The organism is Mesorhizobium temperatum, from assembly GCF_002284575.1.
In the GTDB taxonomy this organism is placed as follows: Bacteria; Pseudomonadota; Alphaproteobacteria; order Rhizobiales; family Rhizobiaceae; genus Mesorhizobium; species Mesorhizobium temperatum.
Genome location: NZ_NPKJ01000048.1, coordinates 166943 through 188383 on the forward strand (window position 1 = coordinate 166943; position 21441 = coordinate 188383).

At 63.4% G+C, this 21441-nt stretch carries 20 protein-coding genes; 2 read left to right on the forward strand and 18 right to left on the reverse strand.

From position 1 onward, the window contains the following. Positions 1-5: 5 nt before the first annotated feature. From metK to CIT26_RS16790, 4 genes are all read right to left on the reverse strand, one after another. Positions 6-1295 carry a methionine adenosyltransferase gene (gene metK / locus CIT26_RS16775; protein WP_095493604.1) on the reverse strand — a complete coding sequence of 430 codons (1290 nt, stop codon included), beginning with the start codon at positions 1293-1295 and terminating at the stop codon, positions 6-8. 371 nt (positions 1296-1666) lie between these two features. After that, complete coding sequence (locus tag CIT26_RS16780) at positions 1667-2086, reverse strand: helix-turn-helix domain-containing protein (RefSeq protein WP_095493605.1); 420 nt, start codon at positions 2084-2086, stop codon at positions 1667-1669. A 137-nt stretch (positions 2087-2223) separates the two neighbouring features. Then, on the reverse strand, positions 2224-3816 hold the full coding sequence (gene lnt, locus CIT26_RS16785) for an apolipoprotein N-acyltransferase (protein WP_095493606.1): 1593 nt from the start codon (positions 3814-3816) through the stop codon (positions 2224-2226). A 340-nt stretch (positions 3817-4156) separates the two neighbouring features. Continuing rightward, entirely contained in the window at positions 4157-4855 is a 699-nt protein-coding gene (locus CIT26_RS16790) for a winged helix-turn-helix transcriptional regulator (RefSeq protein ID WP_095493607.1), read from the reverse strand. A 123-nt stretch (positions 4856-4978) separates the two neighbouring features. On the opposite strand from CIT26_RS16790, the gene CIT26_RS16795 reads away from it, so the two are divergent. Next, positions 4979-6394, forward strand: coding sequence for an FAD-binding oxidoreductase (locus CIT26_RS16795; RefSeq protein ID WP_095493608.1), 1416 nt, complete (start codon positions 4979-4981; stop codon positions 6392-6394). A 319-nt stretch (positions 6395-6713) separates the two neighbouring features. Here CIT26_RS16795 and CIT26_RS16800 read toward each other — a convergent pair whose 3' ends face one another. The 14 genes from CIT26_RS16800 to CIT26_RS16865 all read right to left on the reverse strand — a co-directional run bounded on the left by CIT26_RS16800 (position 6714) and on the right by CIT26_RS16865 (position 19725). After that, entirely contained in the window at positions 6714-7184 is a 471-nt protein-coding gene (locus tag CIT26_RS16800; RefSeq protein ID WP_095493609.1) for a VOC family protein, read from the reverse strand. A 17-nt stretch (positions 7185-7201) separates the two neighbouring features. Next, a complete protein-coding gene (locus CIT26_RS16805; protein ID WP_095493610.1) occupies positions 7202-8275 on the reverse strand; it encodes a hemolysin family protein in 1074 nt (357 codons plus the stop codon). A gap of 27 nt (positions 8276-8302) precedes the next feature. Next, the gene (gene ybeY, locus CIT26_RS16810; RefSeq protein WP_095493611.1) at positions 8303-8809 is read right to left on the reverse strand and encodes an rRNA maturation RNase YbeY; all 507 of its coding nucleotides are present in this window, start codon (positions 8807-8809) and stop codon (positions 8303-8305) included. Between the two features lie 12 nt (positions 8810-8821). After that, positions 8822-9814, reverse strand: a complete 993-nt coding sequence (locus CIT26_RS16815; protein ID WP_425350354.1) for a PhoH family protein — start codon at positions 9812-9814, stop codon at positions 8822-8824. A gap of 83 nt (positions 9815-9897) precedes the next feature. Further along, on the reverse strand, positions 9898-11307 hold the full coding sequence (gene miaB, locus CIT26_RS16820; RefSeq protein ID WP_095493613.1) for a tRNA (N6-isopentenyl adenosine(37)-C2)-methylthiotransferase MiaB: 1410 nt from the start codon (positions 11305-11307) through the stop codon (positions 9898-9900). A gap of 110 nt (positions 11308-11417) precedes the next feature. Further along, on the reverse strand, positions 11418-12218 hold the full coding sequence (gene olsA / locus CIT26_RS16825) for a lyso-ornithine lipid O-acyltransferase (RefSeq protein ID WP_095493614.1): 801 nt from the start codon (positions 12216-12218) through the stop codon (positions 11418-11420). A 145-nt stretch (positions 12219-12363) separates the two neighbouring features. After that, positions 12364-12858 (reverse strand): ribosomal protein S18-alanine N-acetyltransferase, encoded by a 495-nt coding sequence (gene rimI, locus CIT26_RS16830; RefSeq protein WP_095493615.1) that lies wholly within the window; start codon positions 12856-12858, stop codon positions 12364-12366. After that, on the reverse strand, positions 12858-13550 hold the full coding sequence (gene tsaB / locus CIT26_RS16835) for a tRNA (adenosine(37)-N6)-threonylcarbamoyltransferase complex dimerization subunit type 1 TsaB (RefSeq protein ID WP_095493616.1): 693 nt from the start codon (positions 13548-13550) through the stop codon (positions 12858-12860). The genes rimI and tsaB overlap by 1 nt, the downstream gene beginning before the upstream one ends. Before the next feature lie 183 nt (positions 13551-13733). After that, positions 13734-14840, reverse strand: coding sequence for a DUF1513 domain-containing protein (locus CIT26_RS16840; RefSeq protein ID WP_095493719.1), 1107 nt, complete (start codon positions 14838-14840; stop codon positions 13734-13736). A 2-nt stretch (positions 14841-14842) separates the two neighbouring features. Next, positions 14843-15922: an imelysin family protein gene (locus tag CIT26_RS16845; RefSeq protein ID WP_095493617.1), complete on the reverse strand. Its 1080-nt coding sequence runs from the start codon at positions 15920-15922 to the stop codon at positions 14843-14845. Beyond that, positions 15922-17529, reverse strand: a complete 1608-nt coding sequence (locus CIT26_RS16850) for a di-heme oxidoreductase family protein (protein ID WP_095493618.1) — start codon at positions 17527-17529, stop codon at positions 15922-15924. The genes CIT26_RS16845 and CIT26_RS16850 overlap by 1 nt, the downstream gene beginning before the upstream one ends. 12 nt (positions 17530-17541) lie before the next feature. Continuing rightward, positions 17542-18027, reverse strand: a complete 486-nt coding sequence (bfr, locus tag CIT26_RS16855; RefSeq protein WP_095493619.1) for a bacterioferritin — start codon at positions 18025-18027, stop codon at positions 17542-17544. Beyond that, positions 17993-18304 (reverse strand): (2Fe-2S)-binding protein, encoded by a 312-nt coding sequence (locus tag CIT26_RS16860; protein WP_095493620.1) that lies wholly within the window; start codon positions 18302-18304, stop codon positions 17993-17995. The genes bfr and CIT26_RS16860 overlap by 35 nt, the downstream gene beginning before the upstream one ends. Before the next feature lie 131 nt (positions 18305-18435). Next, positions 18436-19725 carry an imelysin family protein gene (locus CIT26_RS16865; RefSeq protein WP_206072777.1) on the reverse strand — a complete coding sequence of 430 codons (1290 nt, stop codon included), beginning with the start codon at positions 19723-19725 and terminating at the stop codon, positions 18436-18438. A gap of 455 nt (positions 19726-20180) precedes the next feature. On the opposite strand from CIT26_RS16865, the gene CIT26_RS16870 reads away from it, so the two are divergent. Then, positions 20181-21434: an NAD(P)/FAD-dependent oxidoreductase gene (locus CIT26_RS16870; RefSeq protein WP_095493621.1), complete on the forward strand. Its 1254-nt coding sequence runs from the start codon at positions 20181-20183 to the stop codon at positions 21432-21434. Positions 21435-21441 lie beyond the last annotated feature (7 nt).

Below are 21441 nucleotides of genomic sequence, written 5' to 3' on the forward strand. Positions count from 1 at the left end.
CGCGGCTAGGCCGCGACTGCTTCGGCGGGCGCTTCGGCGAGTGCATCCTTGAGCGCCTTGGCGAGGTCGGTCTTTTCCCAGGAGAAGGACCCGTCGCGGCCGGCCTTGCGGCCGAAATGGCCATAAGACGACGTCTTGGCGTAAATCGGCTTGTTGAGATCGAGGTGACGGCGGATGCCGGACGGCGACAGGTCCATCACGGTGCGCAGCGCCTGCTCGAGCTTTGCCTCATCGACCTTGCCGGTGCCGTGCAGGTCGACATAGACCGACAGCGGCTGGGCGACGCCAATGGCATAGGAAAGCTGGATGGTGCAGCGATCGGCGAGCTTGGCGGCCACCACGTTCTTGGCGAGATAGCGTGCCGCATAGGCTGCGGAACGGTCGACCTTGGTGGTGTCCTTGCCGGAAAAAGCACCGCCGCCATGGGGTGCAGCACCGCCGTAAGTGTCGACGATGATCTTGCGCCCGGTCAGGCCGGCGTCGCCGTCTGGCCCGCCGATGACGAATTTGCCCGTCGGGTTGATGTACCAGTTGCAGCTGTCGGCGATCTTCAGGTCGCCCAGCGCCTCGCGGATATAGGGTTCGACGACGTTGCGGACCTTCTTCGAATCCCAGCTGGCGTCGAGATGCTGGGTGGACAGCACGATTTGCGTCACTTCCGCCGCCTTGCCGTCGACATAGCGGACGGTGACCTGGCTCTTGGCGTCAGGCCCGAGCCGGCCGGCATCGCCGTTGCCCTCATGGCGCGCGGCGGCCAGCAATTCGAGAATCTTGTGGCTGTAGTAGATCGGCGCAGGCATCAGATCCGGCGTCTCGCGGCAGGCATAGCCGAACATGATGCCCTGGTCGCCGGCCCCTTCCTCGCCTTGCCGGTCGGAGGCATTGTCGACGCCCTGGCCGATATCAGGCGACTGACCGTGCAGCAGAACCTCGATCTTTGCCGTTTTCCAGTGGAAACCGGCCTGTTCATAGCCGATTTCGCGGATCGCCTTGCGGGCGGCCGACTTGAACTTCGCCGGATTGACGAGCGGATGACCGGCGGCATCCATCAGGATGTTGCCGGCCTTGTCCTTCTTGAGCAGGGTCTCGGGGACGCGCACCTCGCCGGCGATAACGACGCGATTCGTGGTCGCCAGCGTTTCGCAGGCGACGCGGACCTTCCAGGGATCCATGCCGGTCTTTCTGGCCTCGCGATAGACCAGATCGACGATCTCGTCGGAGATACGGTCGCAGACCTTGTCGGGATGACCCTCGGCAACGGATTCCGAGGTGAATAGATAGTTTTGCCGCGTCACGGGTGTCCCCTCTTGAAAAAATATCGGCACGCTGCCGATTGGCGCGCCACGTGTTAGCTGTGCCGGGCGGCGCTCGTCAAGCGGTACGGTCATTCTGGTATGAAAATCGCGCCACTATCCTATACCAACTGCGACCGGCTGTGACCGGCGGCGGGATGCCGCCAGCGTGCCTTAGCTCCAACACGTGCTTAGCTTCAACACGTTGATGAAAAAGACTTTGAGCATGGGCGTCGAGCAAAATCGATCCGCTCTCCGGCATGCCTATGGGATGTAAATTCCACGACGCGCGAGATCGCGAGAATTTGCCTGCCCCGCTATCACGGCCTCGCCATTTCCGGCTTTTCAAGGGTCGCCAACTCAGTCGGCCCAAATCAATCGACTTCGTCGGTGGAAAGGGCCTTCACAAGCTCGATGATCTTGCGACGTATCTTCACGTCGGCGATCTTGACGAAGGCCCGGTTGAGTTGAAGACCTTCAGGACTGCCGCAGAATTCGACGGCAAAAGCCATTGATGCATCCTCGGCAAATCCGCGGTTGCCCACGGTCTCCTGGCCCGGCGCGTCCTCGAAAAAGAAAGCGACAGGAACGCCGAGTATCGAGGCGATTGCCTGCAAACGGCTGGCGCCAACGCGATTGGTCCCCTTTTCGTATTTCTGTATCTGCTGAAACGTTATGCCGAGATTCTCGCCCAGCTTCTCCTGACTCATTCCCAACATATTGCGACGAAGCCTGATGCGACTTCCGACATGGATGTCGATAGGATTCGGCTTCTTCTTGTTTTCTTCTGCCATTTTTTCCTCGCCGAATTTTTCCGGCTTTTTGTGTTTTTCTGCCCAAACGAAGCCGGCGGCCAGTGCCCCAACGCAACGACGTACCGACTTCGAGAAATTTCAGGCCGTTACAGTATGAGTTTCTAATGTGTCGACTGTCAATTCGCCCGTAGCTTTTGCCTTACATTCAGTGTGAAAGCGGCCAAGGCAAACAGCAACAAGATCAGCAGTCCGTTAATGCGTCTTTGGCTGGAAGAAACGATGGCTTGATTGGAAATCGGAACATGGACATCGACGGCTCCGCGTGCGTCGATCGCCAGTGCATCGAGGATGCGCCCGCGCGGATCGACGACAGCGGAGATGCCGTTATTGGCTGCACGCAACAAGGGCACCCCGTTCTCCACAGCACGAACCTGCGCCTGCCTGAAATGCTGGTATGGACCCGGCGTGTCACCGAACCACGCGTCGTTCGTGACATTCACAATAAGCTCAGCTGACGTAGCGTCAATCGCCACCAGATCGGGAAAGATGACTTCATAGCAAATGAACGGAAGCACGCGGATGCCACCGGACAGCGTGATCGGATGCCGCTCATTGCCGGCCGCGTAGGTCGTCGGCCCGGCGACGAGCTGTTTGAGCCCTAAGCGGCCAAGCAGGTCGGCAAAAGGCAGATATTCGCCAAAGGGCACCAGATGAACCTTGTCGACAGCATCTGCGATTTCACCCTTGTCGTCGATCGCCACCACCGAATTGTAGTACCGCCTGTCGGCATCTGCCGCCGAGCCGCCCTCCTCCCGGACGACGCCGGCGATCAGCATCTGGCCGTCGCCAAGCATCTCTCCCAGCGCGGTCAGCGCATCGGGACGTTCGGCGAAAAAAAACGGCACGGAGGTTTCCGGCCACAGAATCAATTGCGGCTTGTCATGGCCGGCCTCCGGCGCTTTGGCCGAAAGCCCCATCAGCGTAGCGAAGATCCGGTCGGGCACCGAAGCGTCCCACTTCTCGCTGAGGTCGACAGCCGGCTGCACGATGCGGACGTCGATTGCGCGGGTTGCGGGCTCGACCTTGGCAGCAAGCCTGACATAGCCGAAGCCGACATGGGCCGCGACGAGAACGGCAAGCAGTGCAGCTCCCAGGCGGACATGCCGGCCCGCCGCAAGCAGGGCCGGCAGTGCAAAGACGAAGACCGCCAGCGCGTTCATGCCGACCATGCCGGTCACCGACACGCTCTGCATAAGCAAGGGCACCGGCATCGCCGCGTAGCCGACGGCATTCCACGGGAACCCGGTGAACAGAAAATCGCGCAGCCATTCCGCCAGCCCGAAGCCGAAGGCAAGAGCAGCGATGCGGCCGATGTCGTTGCTCCACAGCAGCCGGGCAACCGCTGTTGCGAAGCCGTAGAAAAAGGCGAGCGCCAGCGGAATTCCGACCACTGCGAAGGGAAGCGCCCAGGCGAAACTGTCGGCCTCGACCAGAAGTGCCGAGCCGATCCACCACAGGCCGGCGAGAAAATAGCCGAAGCCGAACCACCAGCCGATGGCGAAAGCCGGCCGCAAACGCCGGAACCAACCATCGGAAGCTTCGCCGGTCGCGCCGTCGAGAAGCCAGACCAGCAGCGGAAACGAAACGAAACCGACGGCGAAGAAATCGTAAGGCGCCTGGGCAAGAACCGCCAGCGCCCCGGCAAGAAACGCCAAAAGGGCGCGACGCCAACCCCACAGCAGAATTATCCGGCCGGCCAGGCGCTTCATCAATGCTTCCGAGTCGTGCGAATCACGGCAGAAGATTTATCAGGCCGCAGTCCACGCTCCAAACGGCCACCACTTCAGCCAGCGTACCGGATTGAATTTCGGCTCGCGACCCGTTGCTGTCATTCGCAATCGTCGAGCCAATGGCAAAACACTGGATGTCTTCGGACCTTGGTAATAGGCCCGCTCTCGGCATCAGTGCTTCGAATTAAGTGAATTTCAGGCGAGTGGTTCGATCGGCAATCCGGCGGCTTTCCATTCCGGATAGCATGTGAGATATGGGAGTTTGTTCACGTCACACGCTGGCGGTGCGGTGCCGCATCGGGAGGCCGCATCCGGAATGTCAACCTGCATGACTCGCGGCGGTGCGGGCGATCGGCAGGATGTGGGCGAACATGCTGCGGGCGTTCCAGGTCGGGAAGGCTCTTGCGAGCGACAGGTCGCCGTCGAGCTGGATGCGGTCCTCGCGGGTGGCTTGGGACCAACTGAGCTGGCCGGCGTGCCATTTGACGAAAGCTTCGGCTTCCGCCGTGATGTAGAGGTCCTCGTCGAAGCCAGGGTAAGTCTTGCAGATCTCTGTGTCTCCGAGCTCGATGAGTAGCCAATAGCGCTCCCGGTGTGGGCGGCCGGTGAAGTCGAAGCGGATGACGACGCGTCGATCCGGGAGCCGGTCCCGGCGGAGCGCCTTGCACATCGACCACAGGGCCACAAAGGGGTCTAGGTGCTGGGGGGCGATCTCGAGCCAATGCGCGCCCCACTCGCCGAGCGACTGGCAGACCGTGAAGAGGTCGTGGCCCGCCGACGTGAGCTCGTAGTGGCGCCCGCGCCCGTCTGGCTTGGGATTCGACTCGACGACACCGACCCATTCGAGCTGCTTGAGCCGCTCTGAGAGCAGGGTACGGGAGAGTCCGGGCGCGCCCTCCAGAATCTCGCTGAAGCTTCCGCAGCCAAGGTACAGGTTGCGGATGATCAGCGGCGTCCAGCGCTCGGCGAAAATCTCGGCGCCACGGGCGATGGGGCAGTACTGGCCGTATGTCCTCATGACGGACGTCCTCACAACAGCAGTGTTGCGCATCCGCCTCCGATTGTGGAGTCCAGATTGTTGACTATACGGCAGCGGCCCGCCGTGGTCCGATGTGGCCTCTCTCGACGTGAGGAGGACACGATGACGACAACAACGTACGCAGAAGCCCACCACGGGAGCATGCAGCCAACCGTCGTGGAAATCGACGGGTTCCGAGGCCGGCTGATCAATGCCAGCCACGCCGACTACGATGTCGCCCGTGCAATCTGGAACGGCGCCATTGACCGGCGCCCGCATCTGATCGCCCGATGCATCGGGACCGCCGACGTGGTCGCGGCCGTGCGCTTCGCTCGCGACCACGATCTGGAGATCGCCATACGGGGCGGAGGCCACGGCGTGGCGGGCACCGCCGTTTGCGACGACGGGATCGTCATCGACCTCTCGGCGATGCGGGGCGTGCGGGTCGATCCCGCCGGCCGCAGGGCGTGGGTGCAGGGTGGCGCGCTGTGGGGCGACGTCGACCGCGAGACGCAGGCGCACGGCCTGGCCACCACCGGCGGAATCGTGAGCCATACCGGAGTCGCCGGGCTCACCCTCGGCGGTGGCATCGGCTGGCTGATGCGCAAGCATGGCCTCGCGGTCGACAACCTCCTCGCCGCCGACGTCGTGACGGCCGACGGCGAGCGGCTGCGGGCGTCCGAGGACGAGCACCCCGACCTGTTCTGGGCGTTGCGCGGCGGCGGCGGCAACTTCGGCGTGGTCACCTCGTTCGAGTTCCGCCTCCACCCCGTCGGGCCCACGGTTCTGGCCGGGCCCATCCTCTGGGACGCGAGCGACGCCGGGGAGGTCCTCCGTTTCTACCGCGACTTCATCCGCGACGCTCCCGACGAGCTCGGCACGGTCGTAAAATTCTGCACCGTGCCGCCTCTATCGGTCATTCCCGAGGAACTGCACTGGCGCCCGGTGGTGATTGTGGGCGCGTGCTACGCCGGGCCGATCGAGGACGGTGAGAAGGCGCTCCGCCCGCTCCGCACATTTCGGACTCCCCTCCTCGATCTGGCCTGGCCCAAGCCGTACGTGGTATTCCAGAGCGCGCTCGACTCGACCGTCCTCCACGGTTGGAACTACTACTGGAAGGCCACCCACCTCCCCGCGCTCCGCGACGACCTCATCGACGTGATCGCCGGGCACGCATTCTCCTGCTCGTCGCCACGGTCGTATGTGGCAATGTTCCATCTGAAGGGGGCGGTGAGCCGAGTGGCCGAGGGTGCGACGGCGTTCGGGAACCGGCAAGCGTCGCACGCGATCATCGTCCACGCTGCGTGGCGGCCCGGCGAGGACTTCGGCGACCGAGAGACGGCCTGGACGAGGGGGTTCCTCGCCGCTTTTGGCCGCTTCCGCGAAGGCGTCTACGTCAATTTCCTCGGCGGCGACGAAGACCCGAGCCGGGTCCGAGAGGCGTACGGCGACTCCGTCTTTGACCGGCTGGCTGACGTGAAGTCCTCGTACGACCCCGACAACGTCTTCCACCATAACCAGAACATCCGCCCGGGCTGAGTGCCCGGTGTGAGCGGTTCCGACGGCGCGGGCGATACTTGATAAATTTGGGGTGGTGTTAGATGGGTGCGACGCTGCCGGAGGCGACTGGGCGAGTGCATAACCGGGCGCTAGGGCTGCGCGGCCGTGAATGACCGGTATCGGCGCATCTTCCCAATTGAGCACAGGCGTGGGAACTTCCGCTCACCAACCGTAGCGGAAATTCGCGGAATCGAAGATTATGCGCTGATGCACGACTACAATGTTGAATATCGAAGGCTGCGCGAAGCGGGTTTCTCCGGCTGGTCGGGAGCCACCATTGATTGTTGGGTACGAGACGCTATTGGTGCCAGCCTTCGATCTGTAGATCGCCCAGCCGCTCAGCCTCCTCGCGTGGAACGGAGCGTACGGTCTGGGAAAAGGTCCAGACGTGACCTTCAGGATCGCGCGCCCTGTACTGCCGTTCACCGTAGAACTGGTCAGCAGGCTCCTGGACGATCTCGGCTCCCGCCGCCTTTGCACGATCGCAGTGGGCATCAATGCTGTCCTTGAGGTGCACATAGACCGACTGCGTGTTCTTGCCGGCGACCGACGCGGGGCTGGCGACATGGTCGGACCATTCGGCATCGACGATGATATAGCCGTCACCGAACCGCATCTCGGAATGGACGAGCCTGCCATCAGCGTCGCTGACCACCATGCTTAGCTCGAATCCGAAAGCCTTTTCAAGCCAGATCGATGCGGCGCGCGGATTCTTGTAGAATATGCCGGAGGCCAAGGTTGGGTGCTTGAACGGATCGTCGACCGTCATCGGGCGAGCGGCGTCTCTCAGGCCTGCTCGGCGCGCACCGCGCGCCGGCGGCGCTCGCCCTTCTGGGTCTCCACAATGCGCACGCGTTTGACGCGGCGTGGATCGGCGTCGAGCACAAGGAATTCGAAACCAGGTATGGCCTGCACCACTTCGCCGCGGGCCGGAACACGGCCAAGCGTGTTGAAGATCATGCCGCCGATCGTGTCGACATATTCGCCATGCTCGCCGGCGGCGAAATCCTCGCCGATCATCTTGGTGACTTCGTCGATCTCGGCCTTGCCGTCGACGACGAACACGCCCTCGCCGGTCTGGGTGATCATCGGCTCGTCCTCGTCATGCTCGTCCTCGATGTCGCCGACCACCATCTCGACGATATCCTCGAGCGAGGCCAGACCATCAGTGCCGCCATATTCGTCGATGACCAGCGCCATCTGGGTGCGCATCGCCTGCATCCGCCCCATGAGATCGGAGGCGAGCATCGACGGCGGCACGAAAAGCACCGGGCGGATCAGGTTCAGGTCGCCGATGGTGCGCGCGAGATCGACCTTGGCAAGATCGAGAAGCGTGGTGGCGGCGGCTTTCCTGGTCGTCCTGCCCTTCCTGACGCGGGCGATCTTGGTGATGTGAGCGAGCACGTCGCGGATGTGGACCATGCCGCGCGGGTCGTCGAGCGTTTCCGAATAGACCGGCATGCGGGAATGGCCGGACTGCTCGAATAGTCCCAGAAGATCGCCCAGGTTCGTCGTGATCTCGACCGCCTCGATATCGGCGCGCGGCACCATGACGTCCTCGACGCGCACCTCGCGCAGGCGCAGAATGTTGTTGAGCATGGCCCGCTCGCCGGGCGAGAAGGATCCGGCATCGCTCGCCGTTTCGGCAAGCGCGTCGGCGATCTCCTCGCGCAGGCTGGTGCCGTTGCGTTGCCTGAACAGGCCGAGCACGCGATCGAACAGGGAAGGACCGGCAGGCGATGGCTCGCTGGCGAAGCTGCCGGTCGTGGTACTCGGACTAGAGCCCTCTTCCGTCTGTTCGGATGGCTTGGTCGCACTGCCGGCGTCTGGGCGGGCGGCAGTCTCTGGTTTGTCGTTCATCGTCGTCCGGTCATTTGATCTTTTTAGTTACGCGTAGGGATCGGGAATGGCAAGCCTCGCAAGTGCTGCGCGTTCGACGGCTTCCATTTCCTCGGCCTCGGCGTCGGTCTCGTGATCGTAGCCCAGCAAATGCAGCAGGCCGTGGATGACGAGATGGATGATATGGTTCTCGACAGGCTTGTCTTCCAGTGCGGCTTCCCGCGCGACCGTCTCGGCGGCCAGCACGATGTCGCCCAGCATGGGGGGCAGCGGACCGCCCTTGGCGAGCGGAAAAGCCGGGAAAGACAAGACGTTGGTCGGTTTGTCCTTGCCGCGCCAACCGGCATTGAGGCTGCGGATATGGGTGTCGTCAGAAAAGACGATGCTGAGTTCGGAACGGCCGGCCGCGCCGGTTTCGGCAAACGCAGCGGCAACGGCGCGATCGACCAGCCGCGTCAGCGCGGCCTCATCCGGCCAGTCGCCCGCTTCGACCGCTATGTCGATGTCGACGGGAACCGGAAGATCCCCGCCTACAGACTTTTTGTCCTCAGCCATAAGGCCGCATCTTCAGCCTTCGGCGCCCAGGCCTCGGGCCAGCTTGCCGTCGCGGTCGTAGGCCTTGACGATCTCGGCGACCAGCGGATGCCTGACGACGTCGCCTTCGTTGAAGCGCACCGTCACCATGCCGGTGACACCGTCGAGGATCCTGAGCGCCTCGAGCAGGCCGGATTTGGTGTTTTGCGGCAGGTCGATCTGGGTCGGATCGCCGGTGACGATCATGCGCGAATTCTCGCCGAGGCGGGTCAGGAACATCTTCATCTGCATCGGCGTGGTGTTCTGCGCCTCGTCGAGGATGACGGCGGCGTGCGCCAGCGTGCGGCCGCGCATGAAGGCCAGCGGCGCGATCTCGATCACCTCGGCGGCAATTGCCCGCTCGACCTTGTCGGCCGGCATGATGTCGTAAAGCGCGTCATAGAGCGGCCGCAGATAGGGATCGACCTTCTCCTTCATGTCGCCGGGCAGGAAGCCGAGCCGCTCGCCGGCCTCGACGGCCGGCCGCGACAGCACGATGCGCTCGACCATGCCGCGTTCGAGCAGCATCGCCGCATGCGCCACCGCCAGGAAGGTTTTTCCCGTGCCAGCCGGGCCGATGCCGAAGACGAGTTCGGACCGCTCCAGCGCGCGCATATAGGCGTCCTGGTTGAGCGAACGGGCATAGATCGTCTTCTTGCGCGTCGATATCTGGGCGGCGGACACCTTGCCCTTGCGCTCCAGCGTCGGCAGCGTCAGCTGGTCGTCCGCGGCGATCGCCATGCGCACGGCGCCGTCGACGTCCGACTGGCCGATGTCAGCGCCTTTCTGGAGAATGCCGTAGAGATTATCCAGGGCGCGGCGCGCCTGCTCGGCGGCCGAGGCGGAGCCCTTGATGGTCAGCTGGTTGCCTCGCGAGCGGATATCGACGCCAAGCTTCTGCTCAAGCCTGGCCAGATTTTCGTCGAACTGGCCATAAAGGGCGCTGGCAAGCTTGTTGTTGTCGAAAGTCAGAACGATGTGCGCCATATCCGAAGCCCCCGATGGTAGGTTCTGGGGCAGGTTCTTCACTTCCGCAGCGCTCAACCGTCTCTCCTCATCTGCCGAGACCTTCAGGCCAATTCGGCGAACAGGCTGTTGTAACCCGTCTTCGTGATTCGTACCTGGATAATCTCACCGATTTCGCCGGACTTTTCATCAACAATAACCGGCTGCAGCCACGGCGAGCGGCCGACCTTCTGGCCGGCCTGGCGGCCCGGCTTCTCGATCAGCGTGCCGATGGTGCTGCCGACCAGGCTCGCGCCGAAATCCTGCTGCTGCTTCAGCAGCAGCGCCTGCAGCCGCTGCAGGCGCTCGTCCTTGACGGCTTCCGGCACATGACCGGCCATTTCTGCGCCCGGCGTGCCGGGGCGCGGCGAATATTTGAACGAGAAGGCCGAGGCATAGTTCACCTGGCGGACGAGTTCCATCGTCGCCTCGAAATCCGCTTCGGTCTCGCCGGGAAAGCCGACGATGAAATCGCCCGAAAGCGCTATATCGCTCCGCGCGGCGCGGATCCGATCGAGCAGCGTCAGATAGTCCTTTGCCGTATGCCTGCGGTTCATCGCCTTGAGGATGCGGTCGGAGCCGGATTGCACAGGTAAGTGTAAATAGGGCATCAGCGCCGGCAAATCACGGTGGGCGGCGATCAATTCGTCGTCCATGTCGCGCGGGTGGCTGGTGGTGTAGCGCAACCGCGCCAGCCCGGGAATCTCGGCCAGCCGGAACAGCAGGCGGCCAAGGCCCCATTCATCGGCGTTTTCGCCCTCGCCATGCCAGGCATTGACGTTCTGGCCAAGCAGCGTCACCTCGCGCACGCCGGCTTGCGCCAGCCGCTCGGCCTCGGCGACGATCTGCGCCACCGGCCGCGACACTTCCGAGCCTCTGGTATAGGGCACGACGCAGAAGGTGCAGAACTTGTCGCAGCCCTCCTGCACGGTCAAAAACGCCGTGACGCCGCGCCTGATGATCTCGGCGCGTTTCGGCTGCGGCAGATGCTCGAATTTGTCCTCGATGGCATAGTCGGTCTCGACGATCTTTTCGCCGCCGCGCACCCGTGCCAGCACATGCGGCAGCCTGTGATAGGTCTGGGGGCCGATGACCAGATCGACGGCCGGCGAGCGGCGGATGATCTCGGAGCCCTCGGCCTGCGCCACGCAACCGGCGACACCGACCAGCATCTCGCGGCCGGCCCGAGCCCGTTCGGCCTTCATCTCACGAATGCGGCCGAGTTCGGAATAGACCTTTTCGGCGGCTTTCTCGCGGATATGACAGGTGTTGAGGAGCACCAGATCGGCCTCGGCGATGGCGTCCGTCGCCACATAGCCGTCGGCGGCCAACGCGTCGGTCATGCGCTGCGAATCGTAGACGTTCATCTGGCAGCCATAGGTCTTGACGAAGACCTTCCTGCTTGCGGCAGACGGCGCGACCGCACTTTCGGCGGCAGTATCGATGTCGTCCCGTTCTATCGTATTCAATTCCATCTGGCGGCTTCTAACGCCTTTCCCCGACAAAAAACAGACGATTCTGCTCTACAGCGTCGCGTGTCCTCTTGGACGCGCAAAGAACGGTTGAGTACGTGAGCCTTTCCGGCTCACCGGCTCGGGCGCGGATCGGCGAGCGCCGCGTGCACCATATCACGCACCCGACTTTCCATCAGCCGTGCCGTTTCCTTGCGGTTGGAGCCCTTGGAAAAGGCGACCGGCTCGCCGAAATGAACTTCGACATCAAGCCCGCCTTCCGCCATCAGGATCTTGAGATGCGGCATCAAATCCTCGTCACCGATCCAGGCGGCAATCGGCCGGTGCCTGCGGCCGAGCGGCACGCCATGCAGGCGCGTGTAGACGATCGCCACCGGCTGGATGAAGACCTTTTCGGCCGCCCCTTCGGAAATCGCCATCGAGGCGGCGCCGAACAGCGTGCTCTTGAACGGCAGGATCATGTTGCCGTCACCGGTCGAACCTTCGGCAAACAGCACCATGGCGTCGCCCTTGGCCATGCGGCTGGCGATCTCGCTCGCCTGGTCGCCCGACGAACGCTTGCGCTCGCGCTCGATGAAGACGGTGCGCTGCAGCTTCGACAACATGCCGATCAATGGCCAGCCGGCCATGTCGGCCCTGGCGATGAACGTCACGTCGGCCATCGACCCCAGCACCATGATGTCGGTCCAGGAGATGTGGTTCGACGCAACCAATAGCGGGCGCTGATTGGATATGGCCCCCTTGACATGAATGCGCATGCCCAGCGCCCGGATGATGAGCCGGTGCCAGATCTTCAGGATGAACGTCTCGCGCCAGAGCCCGGTCTTCATCGACAGGATCTGCAACGGCACGAGGATCAACGAGCCTACGACAACGAGGCCCAGCGCCAGGAAAATCCTGATTTTTCCGATCATCCGCTCTTGGCCCTGCCCCACCTATGGCTAGAGCGACGTGCGTCCAATTGTACGCACAAAGTGCTCTCTAGCATTTTTGAATCTGCGCATCTGAATCTACGCATCGTGCTTTCCGAAAATCGGTTCCGATTTGCGGGCCGATGCGCTACCGAAGATCGCGGCGCATGACAAGCGCCCCGGTCGGGCCGTGCTCGGGCGATCTGTAATAGTTGGCACGTTTGCCGACCTCGCGGAATCCCAGCCGCCGGTAGAGCGCGATCGCGGCGACGTTGGTCTCGTCGACCTCGAGGAAAAGCGCCTCGGCGCGTTGCGCATGCAGTTCGCGCAGCACGGCATCCATCAGCTGCCAGCCAAGGCCCTGACGGCGATGGGAGCGCGCCACCGCGACAGTCAGGACCTCGCCTTCGCCGGCCGCCAGGCGCGCCAGCACGAAACCGACCGGCGGCTTGGCACCCTGTCCGGTCTCGCGCGCGGCATAGCCGAACACCGTGTCCTGCTCGAGCAGTGCGGCGAATTCGTCGTCGGTCCACGGCCGGACGAAATCCTCGCGATGCAGCACCGACATGGCCGCGCTGTCGGCAATCGTCAGCGGCTCGAGCGCAAAGTCCCTGCGGCGCGGCTGGAGGAAAGGAATGCGCATCAGTTTTTTTGCCTTGCAAGAATAAACCCGGCCTGAGGCTTGGCGTCCGCCCCGCGCAAATAGAGCGGTTTCGGCTTTTCGCCTTCGCCCTTTTTACCGGCATCTTGGGCGGTGGCCAGCCGGGCATAGACGGCGATGTCGGCCGTGGCACTTGTCGGGCCGATATCGAAGGCGCGCCCAGCCGAGGCAGCAATTTGCGTGGCAGCCGTGCCGGCCAGAACCGGAAAACTATCCGCCGCCATGGCGACGGCTTGCGAGAGCGTAGTCACGGCCGGACCATAGCGCAGAACCGACAGTTCGTCGTAAAGAGCTGCATGGATTTCCTCGCGGCCGGCGTCGAGCGCGGCCAGCACGGCGCAGCCGGGAAACGTCGCTCTCGCTTGCGCGGCCAGCGCTTCCAGCGTCGTCACCCCGATTGCCGGAATTTTCAGCGCCAGCGCCAAGCCCCGCGCCGCCGAGACGCCGACGCGCAGGCCGGTGAAGGAGCCCGGGCCGGTGGAGACAGCGATGGCGCCGAGGCCGGCATAGTCGGTTCCGGCCGCCTTCAACGCCTCCTCGATCACGGCCATCAGCTGCTCGGCATGGCCCTTGCCGAGATCGAGCACCGAACGGCCGAGCTCCACCCCGGCCGCCGCGTCGTAGACACAGGCGGCGCAGAGATTGGCGGCACAGTCGATGGCAAGCAACTTCATGAGGCGGCCGGTTGGAGCACCCGCTTGGGCACAGGGGTTCGAAAAACAATTTCCCTGTGCCCGCCAATGGCTCATCCCCGCAAGGGAATAATGCATAAATCGTTTGGCGGCTTCGCTTCGACCTCGCCTGACGCGGTAACTTCTGGCGAACGTAACCGTTAGGGAACCGGTGGCCGGAAGCACTTATCCGGCCTGCTCGATGCGCAGCATGTGATTGTCCCAGACATAGTCCGGCTCCGACCGCGTCGCGCCCCCTGCTTCGACGATTTCGCCGGTGCCCGTCGTCGCCATGAAGCTCGCCCCGTCCGGCGCCACGCCGCAAACCTCGGCCAATGCTCTGGTGGCGACGATCCGGCCGCTGGCCGCATCAATCACGGCAAGCGAGTTGCCCTCCGGCGAGGACACGGCGACTGTGCCGGCGGCGGGGTTGGCGGCGACCGAGCCGATATAGTTCCTGAAGCCGGAGAGCACGTCCTGCGGCATGTCGAGCAGTTGCAGATCATTGCCGCGCGCGGCGCGGCCGACCAGCAGCGGACGATCGGTGCCCGGCCCCCTGTACTGGCAGCCGAACCAGACCGTGCCGGATCGGTCGATGTCCACGTGACGGATCGAAAGCTGGTGCAACTCCGGCGGCAGTTCGTGCTTTTCGACGAGGTCGCCGGTGAGGCGGTCGACCAGCACATAGGATGGCTTCATCGTCGCGATGTTGAGCTCGGCGCGGCCATAATCCGGATGCGTTTCGATGCCGCCATTGGCGACGGCAATCGTCCTGCCGTCGCCCACCAACAAAAGTTCGTGCGGACCCATGCCATAGGTCAGGAACTCGCCAACCCGCTTGAATTTCGCACGCGCGTCATAGATGCCGACCACGCCGGCGGCATTGTCGAAATCGTTCTCGGTGGCGTAGAGCAGCGCGCCGTCGGTCGAAAACACGCCATGGCCGAAGAAATGCCTGCCACTGACACTGGCAATGGTCAGCGGCTCGTCGCGGCCTGTGTGGTCGAAGACCACGGCGAAGGTGCCGGGCTGCCTGGCAAAGACCACGGAGCGCTTCGACACCGGATCGAAGGTGACGTCGTGACCGCGGGCGGGCAGGTCGATGGCGTGCAGGACCTTGCCCGCCTCGGACAGGATTGCCGCTCCATGGCTGCCGTCACGCTTGACGAAAGCAGTGGCGAAGACGGCGTCAGTGGCAAGCGTCTTCGCCCATGCGGACCGCGCCATCGCGGCAACAAGGCCAACACCTGCGGCCCTGAGGAAATCACGACGATCGATCAGCGGCGTCTTCAGGATTAGTCTCCGTCGAGTGACGAGAACCCGGCGGTCAGGCCGAATTCGGCGGTCAGCCTGGTGCCGATCAGGGTCGTCAGGCTGGATGTCACCAGCGAGAAGTGGTCGAGCTTCTGGCGCAGTGCCGGATCGGCGAGCGCCTTGTCGATCGGACCTCTGATGGCCGTGGCATCGGCGGCCCCGTTGACGAGTTGGATGTGGATCGATTCCGCCATCCAGCGTGCGTCGGGCGACAGCGCGTCGCCAAGCTGCGAGGCCTGGAACAGCGCGTCCATGCCTGCAAGATTTCCGGTCAGCGAACGCGCGGTGTTTTGTGAGCGCCAATAGATCGCCTGGCTGGGCTTGTCGGCCTCCGGGCTACTGCCCAGAAAGCCTTTCAGGCGCACGTCACGGACCATCCCCAGTTCGTTGATGAAGACGCCGACCAGTTCGGTCACTGCTTCCGTGCCGTCGCGGTAGAGCGCGTTTTGCGGTCCCGGATTGGCCCAAAGTGCTGCAAAACCGTCGGGCCTGTTCCAGGCGTCGCTGACCTCGGCGGCAATCGTTTTGATGTTGCCGGCGACGGCCGCGCCGTAAGCGCAACGATACGGATTGTCCTTGCCGGCGAGCCGCCCGGCGCCATCGCCGTAAAGCACGAATTCCAGCGCGCCGAGCCCTTGCATGGCGACGCTCTTTGTCGCCAGTTGGACCGGATCGGCGGCGGTCCGGTCTTTATTGGCCAGCGCCGCCTGCACCTGCCTCAGGCCGATGCTCTTGCGGTCCGGCCAGAACAGCATGCGCTCCAGCCGGTTGTTCTGCGTGATCGGCCCGATGCGGATGATCTCGACGATCGACCAGGCATCCACGGTGCCGGAGAACTCGGCGCGCGCCGCATCGAGATGGTCCTGCGAGGGCGCGTCGCAAAGCGTGCGCATTGCCTTGGTCAGGCTGTCCGCATGGTCATGTAGGCGTGCATAGGCCGGGCGGACAAAGCCGTCGATCGCCCGCTGGATCACGTCGGAAGCCTTGACCGCCGCGGACGCAGGCAATGCACCGGCGAGGACCAGCGGCAGAACCAGGACAAGCGCCAAACGCTTCGACATCAGAACGACTCCAGGAATTTGACCAGTGCGTCGCGATCGGCCGCATCGGCGGCGGCAAATCGGTCGCGCGCCTTTTGCCCCTCGCCGCCATGCCACAGGATCGCCTCGGTCAGGGTGCGCGCGCGCCCGTCATGCAGGAAGAAGCTGTTGCCGTTGACGGTCTGGGTAAGACCGATGCCCCACAGCGGCGGCGTGCGCCATTCGCTGCCGGTAGCCTCGCCCACCGCTTGCCCGTCGGCGAGGCCCGGCCCCATGTCGTGCAGCAGAAAATCGGAATAGGGCCAGATCAGCTGGAAGGCCTGCGCCTTGTTGGGCGTGCCGCGACGGGTGACGAATTTCGGCGTATGGCAGGAAGTGCAGCCCATGTCGTAGAACAGCTTCTTGCCGGCCAGCACATCGGGCTTGTCGAGATCGCGCCGCGCCGGCACGGCGAGATTTTGCGAATAGAAGGTGACGAGGTCCATCACCGGCGACGGCGCCTCGACCGGGCCGAGGCGCTCCTGTGTGCCGTTGGGCATGGCAAGACATGCCTTTTCGGCCGCGGTGCAATCGCCCCAGTGGTTCGGCACTTCCGGCGTCGAAATGCCGATGTCACTGGCGAATGCGTCCGCCGCTTGCTGGCGGATCGATGACGTCTGCGCCTTCCAGCCGAAGCGGCCGAGCGTCAGTTCGCCGCTTTGGCCGTCGCGCACGATGTTGGGCCTGCCGGAGATGCCGTCACTATTCCGATCGTCCGGATCGGCGTCGGCGAGAATGTCCGCCGGCGCGATCTGCTCGACCAGGCCGAGGCCGATCATCGGCGGCGTCATGCGCGGCGAAAGCGTGGTCTGCGGATCGAGCGGCCCGTTGGCAAGATCATCGACCGAATAGCTCGGCTTGCGCAGCGAAACCACCGTGCCGTCCGGCAACGTGACTTTCTGCTCCTGATAGTCGGCACGCATCCGGCCTTCGCCCCGAAGGCCTGGAACGGCCAGGTCCTGCAATTGCGAGCCATAGACCGGATCGGGGAAGTTGAGCACCTTGCGGGCGGCCAGCGCTGCCTTCTCCTCCTCGGTGCTCGCCTGCCGCGCCAGCCGCAGGAACATGGAGGTGGTCCTGCGGTCGGCTTCCGGCGGATGACCGCGACCGTCCTTCAGATGGCAATTCTGGCACGCCCGCTCGTTGAACAGCGGCCCAAGCCCGTCCGATGCCTGCGTTGACGAGGGCGACGACACCCAGTTCTTGCGAAAGAGGGCATTGCCGAGCTTGAAGGTACCTTCTTCCTCGAAGGTTATATTGGCAGAGGATTGCGAGAAAGCGTCCTTGTTGGCATCTTTCCGTGACGTGCCGGCGCCGCCCTGCATCGGCTCGAACTGCTCGGGCTTTGAAAAATCCTTGGTCGGCCTGGTTATTGTGATGACGCGCGCCAGATCCTTCGGCGTCAGATCGGTACGGCTGGTGGCGAGGCCCGCCGGTTCGGGCGCGCCGGCCAGCGCAGAGGCCGTAAGTGCGACCACTACGGCAAGCGAAAGCCCGCGAAGCCATCCGTGTCGCGGGTTTTGCTGGGACGGCAGGCCGTAATCCTCGGCCCGCCGCAAGCGGCGCAAGAAATCTAAGGGGCGCCGCATTCCCGCATGTCCCTAATCCGCCTCGTCGGCCGATGCGGCGTTGAGCTGGCCGTATTTTTCCTCGCCGATCGAGGCGAGCAGGTCGAGTTGGGTCTCGAGGAAGTCGATGTGACCCTCCTCGTCGGACAGCAGATCCTCGAACAGCTTCATCGTCACGTAGTCGCCTGCTTCGTTACAAATCTCGCGCGACCGTTTGTAGGCGGTACGCGCGTCATATTCGCCGGCAAGATCGGATTCGAGCACTTCCTTGACATTCTGTCCGATGCGCAGCGGCGCTACCGACTGCAGGTTTGGATGGCCTTCAAGGAAGATTATGCGGGCCACGAGCCGGTCGGCATGGTGCATCTCCTCGATCGATTCCGCGCGTTCCTTCTTCGCCAGCTTGGCGTAGCCCCAGTCTTCCAGCAGCCGGAAATGCACCCAGTACTGATTGACCGCTCCAAGTTCCAGAAATAGAGCCTCGTTAAGCCGCTCTATGATCTGCTGTTCGCCTTTCATGGGTTCTGCTCCCGTATTGGACGCGCAGACCTCTGACGCGATCCAGATGTGAAACGACATCCGCGCCGCTCGCCTCCGAGCGGGCGTGGTAATTTTCGGTTACCCGAATGATCGTTTCGACCACATTTGGGAAGCAGCCGCAACAGCGACCACGCTTCTGCATGGCATGATAGATCTTCGCCGGCACGATAAGCTGCCAGGGATCCTGATCCAGCAGCCCGACGATCGTCTGCTCAATCTCCTTTTCGGTGATGATGTTGCAATGGCAGATCAGCATTATTTGCTCTGTATGGCTGACGGCACTTGCTCGGCGCCGTGTGGCTTATTTTCTCAATCGAACCGAAAACCGGTTTCCACTTTTCTTTACACGGACCTTCGGTTCGGGATCGTGCTCAAGGCCTTGACGCCTTACTGGAACACTTTGTCTGGCGCATCGAGGCTGTCCGAACCCTCGAAGGCGATGGCATTGAGTTTCAGGGTGCCGACGGCGCGTTCGATCGATTTGGTCTGGTCGACCAGCGCGTCGATCGCCGCCTGCACGGTGGCATTGCCTTCCGCGTTGCCTTCGCCGATCTGCTGGTCATAGGCCTCGCCGGCAAGCGCCCGCGCCTTGATGGCTTCCATCTTGGCGACGGTGACATCCAGCTTGTCCGACAGCTCCTTGTCGATCGCCGGATCGGCCTCCTTGACCATGTCGGATACCGAGGGGCCTTCGACGACGGTGCCGTCGAGGCGCGTGTAGCTGCCACGATAGGCGGCGCGAATGCCGACGGCATCGTAGAGATGGGAATCGTAGGTGTTGTCGGAGAAGCAGTCGTGCTCCTCTTCCGGATCGTGCAGCAGCAAGCCGAGCTTCATGCGCTCGCCGGCGAGTTCGCCATAGGACAGCGAGCCCATGCCGGTGAGGATGGTCGAGATGCCAGCTTTGGGCTCGCCATCGACAAGGTTCTTGCGGGCGGCGCCGCCCTCCTTCCAATCGTTGACCATATCCTGCAGATCGGAAACCAGAAGGTCGCTCGCCGACTTCAGATACTGCGCGCGACGATCGCAATTGCCGCCGGTGCAGTTGGCGAGATCGTAGTCCGTATAGGGCCGCTCGCCGGCGCCCGGGCCGGTGCCGTGCAGGTCCTGGCCCCACAGCAGGAATTCGATGGCGTGATAGCCGGTCGCCACATTGGCCTCGATGCCGCCGGCCTCCTGCAGCGTGCCGGAGAGGAACTCCGGCGTCAGATTGGTGGCGTCGACCTTCTTGCCGTCGATCTCGATCGACTTGTTGGCGATCACATTGGCGGTGTAGAGCGCATTCGCGTCCGACTCGGTGCCGTAGTTCTCGGCGACATAGTCGATCAGCCCCTCGTCCAACGGCCAGGCATTCACCTTGCCTTCCCAGTCGTCGACGATGGCATTGCCGAAGCGGTACACTTCGGTCTGCTGATAGGGAACGCGCGACGCCTTCCAGGCCTCGCGGGCGGCAGTCAGCGTTTCCACCGAAGGTTTGGCAAGCAGCGCCTCGACGGCCTTGTCGAGCGCCTGCGCCGCGGTCAGCGAATCTTCATACTTGGCGAGCGCAATGTCGGAATAGGTCTTGATGACCACCTTAGCATCGGTTTCCGCCTTGGCCGGCAGCACGAATATCGCCGCCGTCAATGCCGCCGTAGCGCCGATCGCGGCGAGCCTGCCATATCGTGCCGTGATCATCGCTCTCATGATTGTCATCTCCTCGGAATTCAGTGAAATGCCGGCGCCAAAGGCGCGTCGGCAGGCAATCGGCGCCAAGGCAGGTCCATGCCATTGGGCGAGAAACAGGCCGCGGCATAGCGCAGTTTGCGGAAGAAAGACATCGAAATGCCTCCAATCGAAAGGGTTCAAGGCCCAGACATCAAAGGGATGCGCTTGACGAGCAAGCTTCCATAAAGCGATGAAGGCGCTGGAAGTCAACCAATTTCAGAGAGAAAAGCCAATCGAAACAACAGTTTAGAATTATTCTAAACTGCAAGTGTCAACTTTAGCCGTATTTTACCGTGTCGTCGTTAAACGGCACTGTTGACGGACCGCCATTCCGGGTGCGACCCGAACAGGCGGTCTTGCGGCGGCGTCAGACAATTGCCATTTGGCGAGACGTCCTAGACTTGGATTAAGGAATTGGGGCTGCGATGAAAAACGGTGTGGTCATTGTCGGTGCGGGTCATGCGGGCGTGCAAGCGGCCGCCAGCCTGCGCGAGGACGGGTACGACGGACCCGTGATCCTCGTCAGTGACGAGCACGAACTGCCCTACCACAAGCCGCCGCTGTCGAAGACCTTCATCAAGGATCAAGAGGCCAAACCGCAGCCGCTGCGCGGCGAGGCGTTTTATACCGGCAGCGCGATCGATTACCGGCCGGGCATTCGAATCGAGCGCATCGATGCCGGCGGCCGCAGGCTGGAGATATCAGGGGGTGGCGTGCTGCCGTTCGACCGGCTCATCCTGGCGACCGGTTCGCGACCGCGCATTCTGCCGCTGCCGGGTTCGGGTTTTTCAGGCGTTTTGTCGCTGCGCTCGCTCGCCGACGCGCGCCTGATCCGCGAGTTGAGCGCTCAGAGCGAGGATGTCGTCATCCTCGGCGGCGGCTTCATCGGGCTGGAGATCGCCGCGACGCTCAAGGCGGCCGGCCGCAAGGTCACCGTGGTCGAGGCGGTCGACCGGCTGCTCGGCCGGGCGGTGGCGCCGGTCATCGCGCGCCACGTGCGGCAGCGGCTGGAAGCCGCCGGTGTGCGCATCCTCACCGGAACCACGATTGCGCGGCTCGAAGGTGAGAGCGGCCGTGTCACGGCCGCGGTCACCTCGAGCGGCGAGCGCCTGCCGGCACAGATGGTCATCATCGGCATCGGGGTGGTGCCGAATGTCGAACTGGCGCAAGCCGCCGGGATCACCATCGCCAACGGCATCCGCATCGACCAGCAGATGCGCACGTCGGTGCCCGAAATCCTCGCCATCGGCGATGCCGCCTCCTTCCGGCACTGGCTCACCGGCGGCGATGTGCGGCTGGAATCGGTGCAGAATGCCACCGACCAGGCGCGCCTCGCCGCCCGCACCATCGTCGGCCATGCGGACGCCTTTGCGGCGGTGCCATGGTTCTGGTCCGACATCGGCGACATCAAGCTGCAGATGGTCGGCCTGATTTCGGGCGGCGACAGCCATGTCGTGCTGGGCGACGTCAACGAGAACAGATTCTCCATCTATCACTATGCTGGAAATCGTCTGCTCGGCATCGAATCGGTCAATCGGCCGGGCGACCATATGCTTGGCCGCAAGATGCTCGGCGCCGGCTTCTCGCCGACGCCGCAGACGGTTGCGACGGGACCGGACGGGCTGAAGGCGGCGCTCGCCGCCTTCCAGCAGGAAGAGCCTGTTCGCGCCGCTGAATAACGATGTG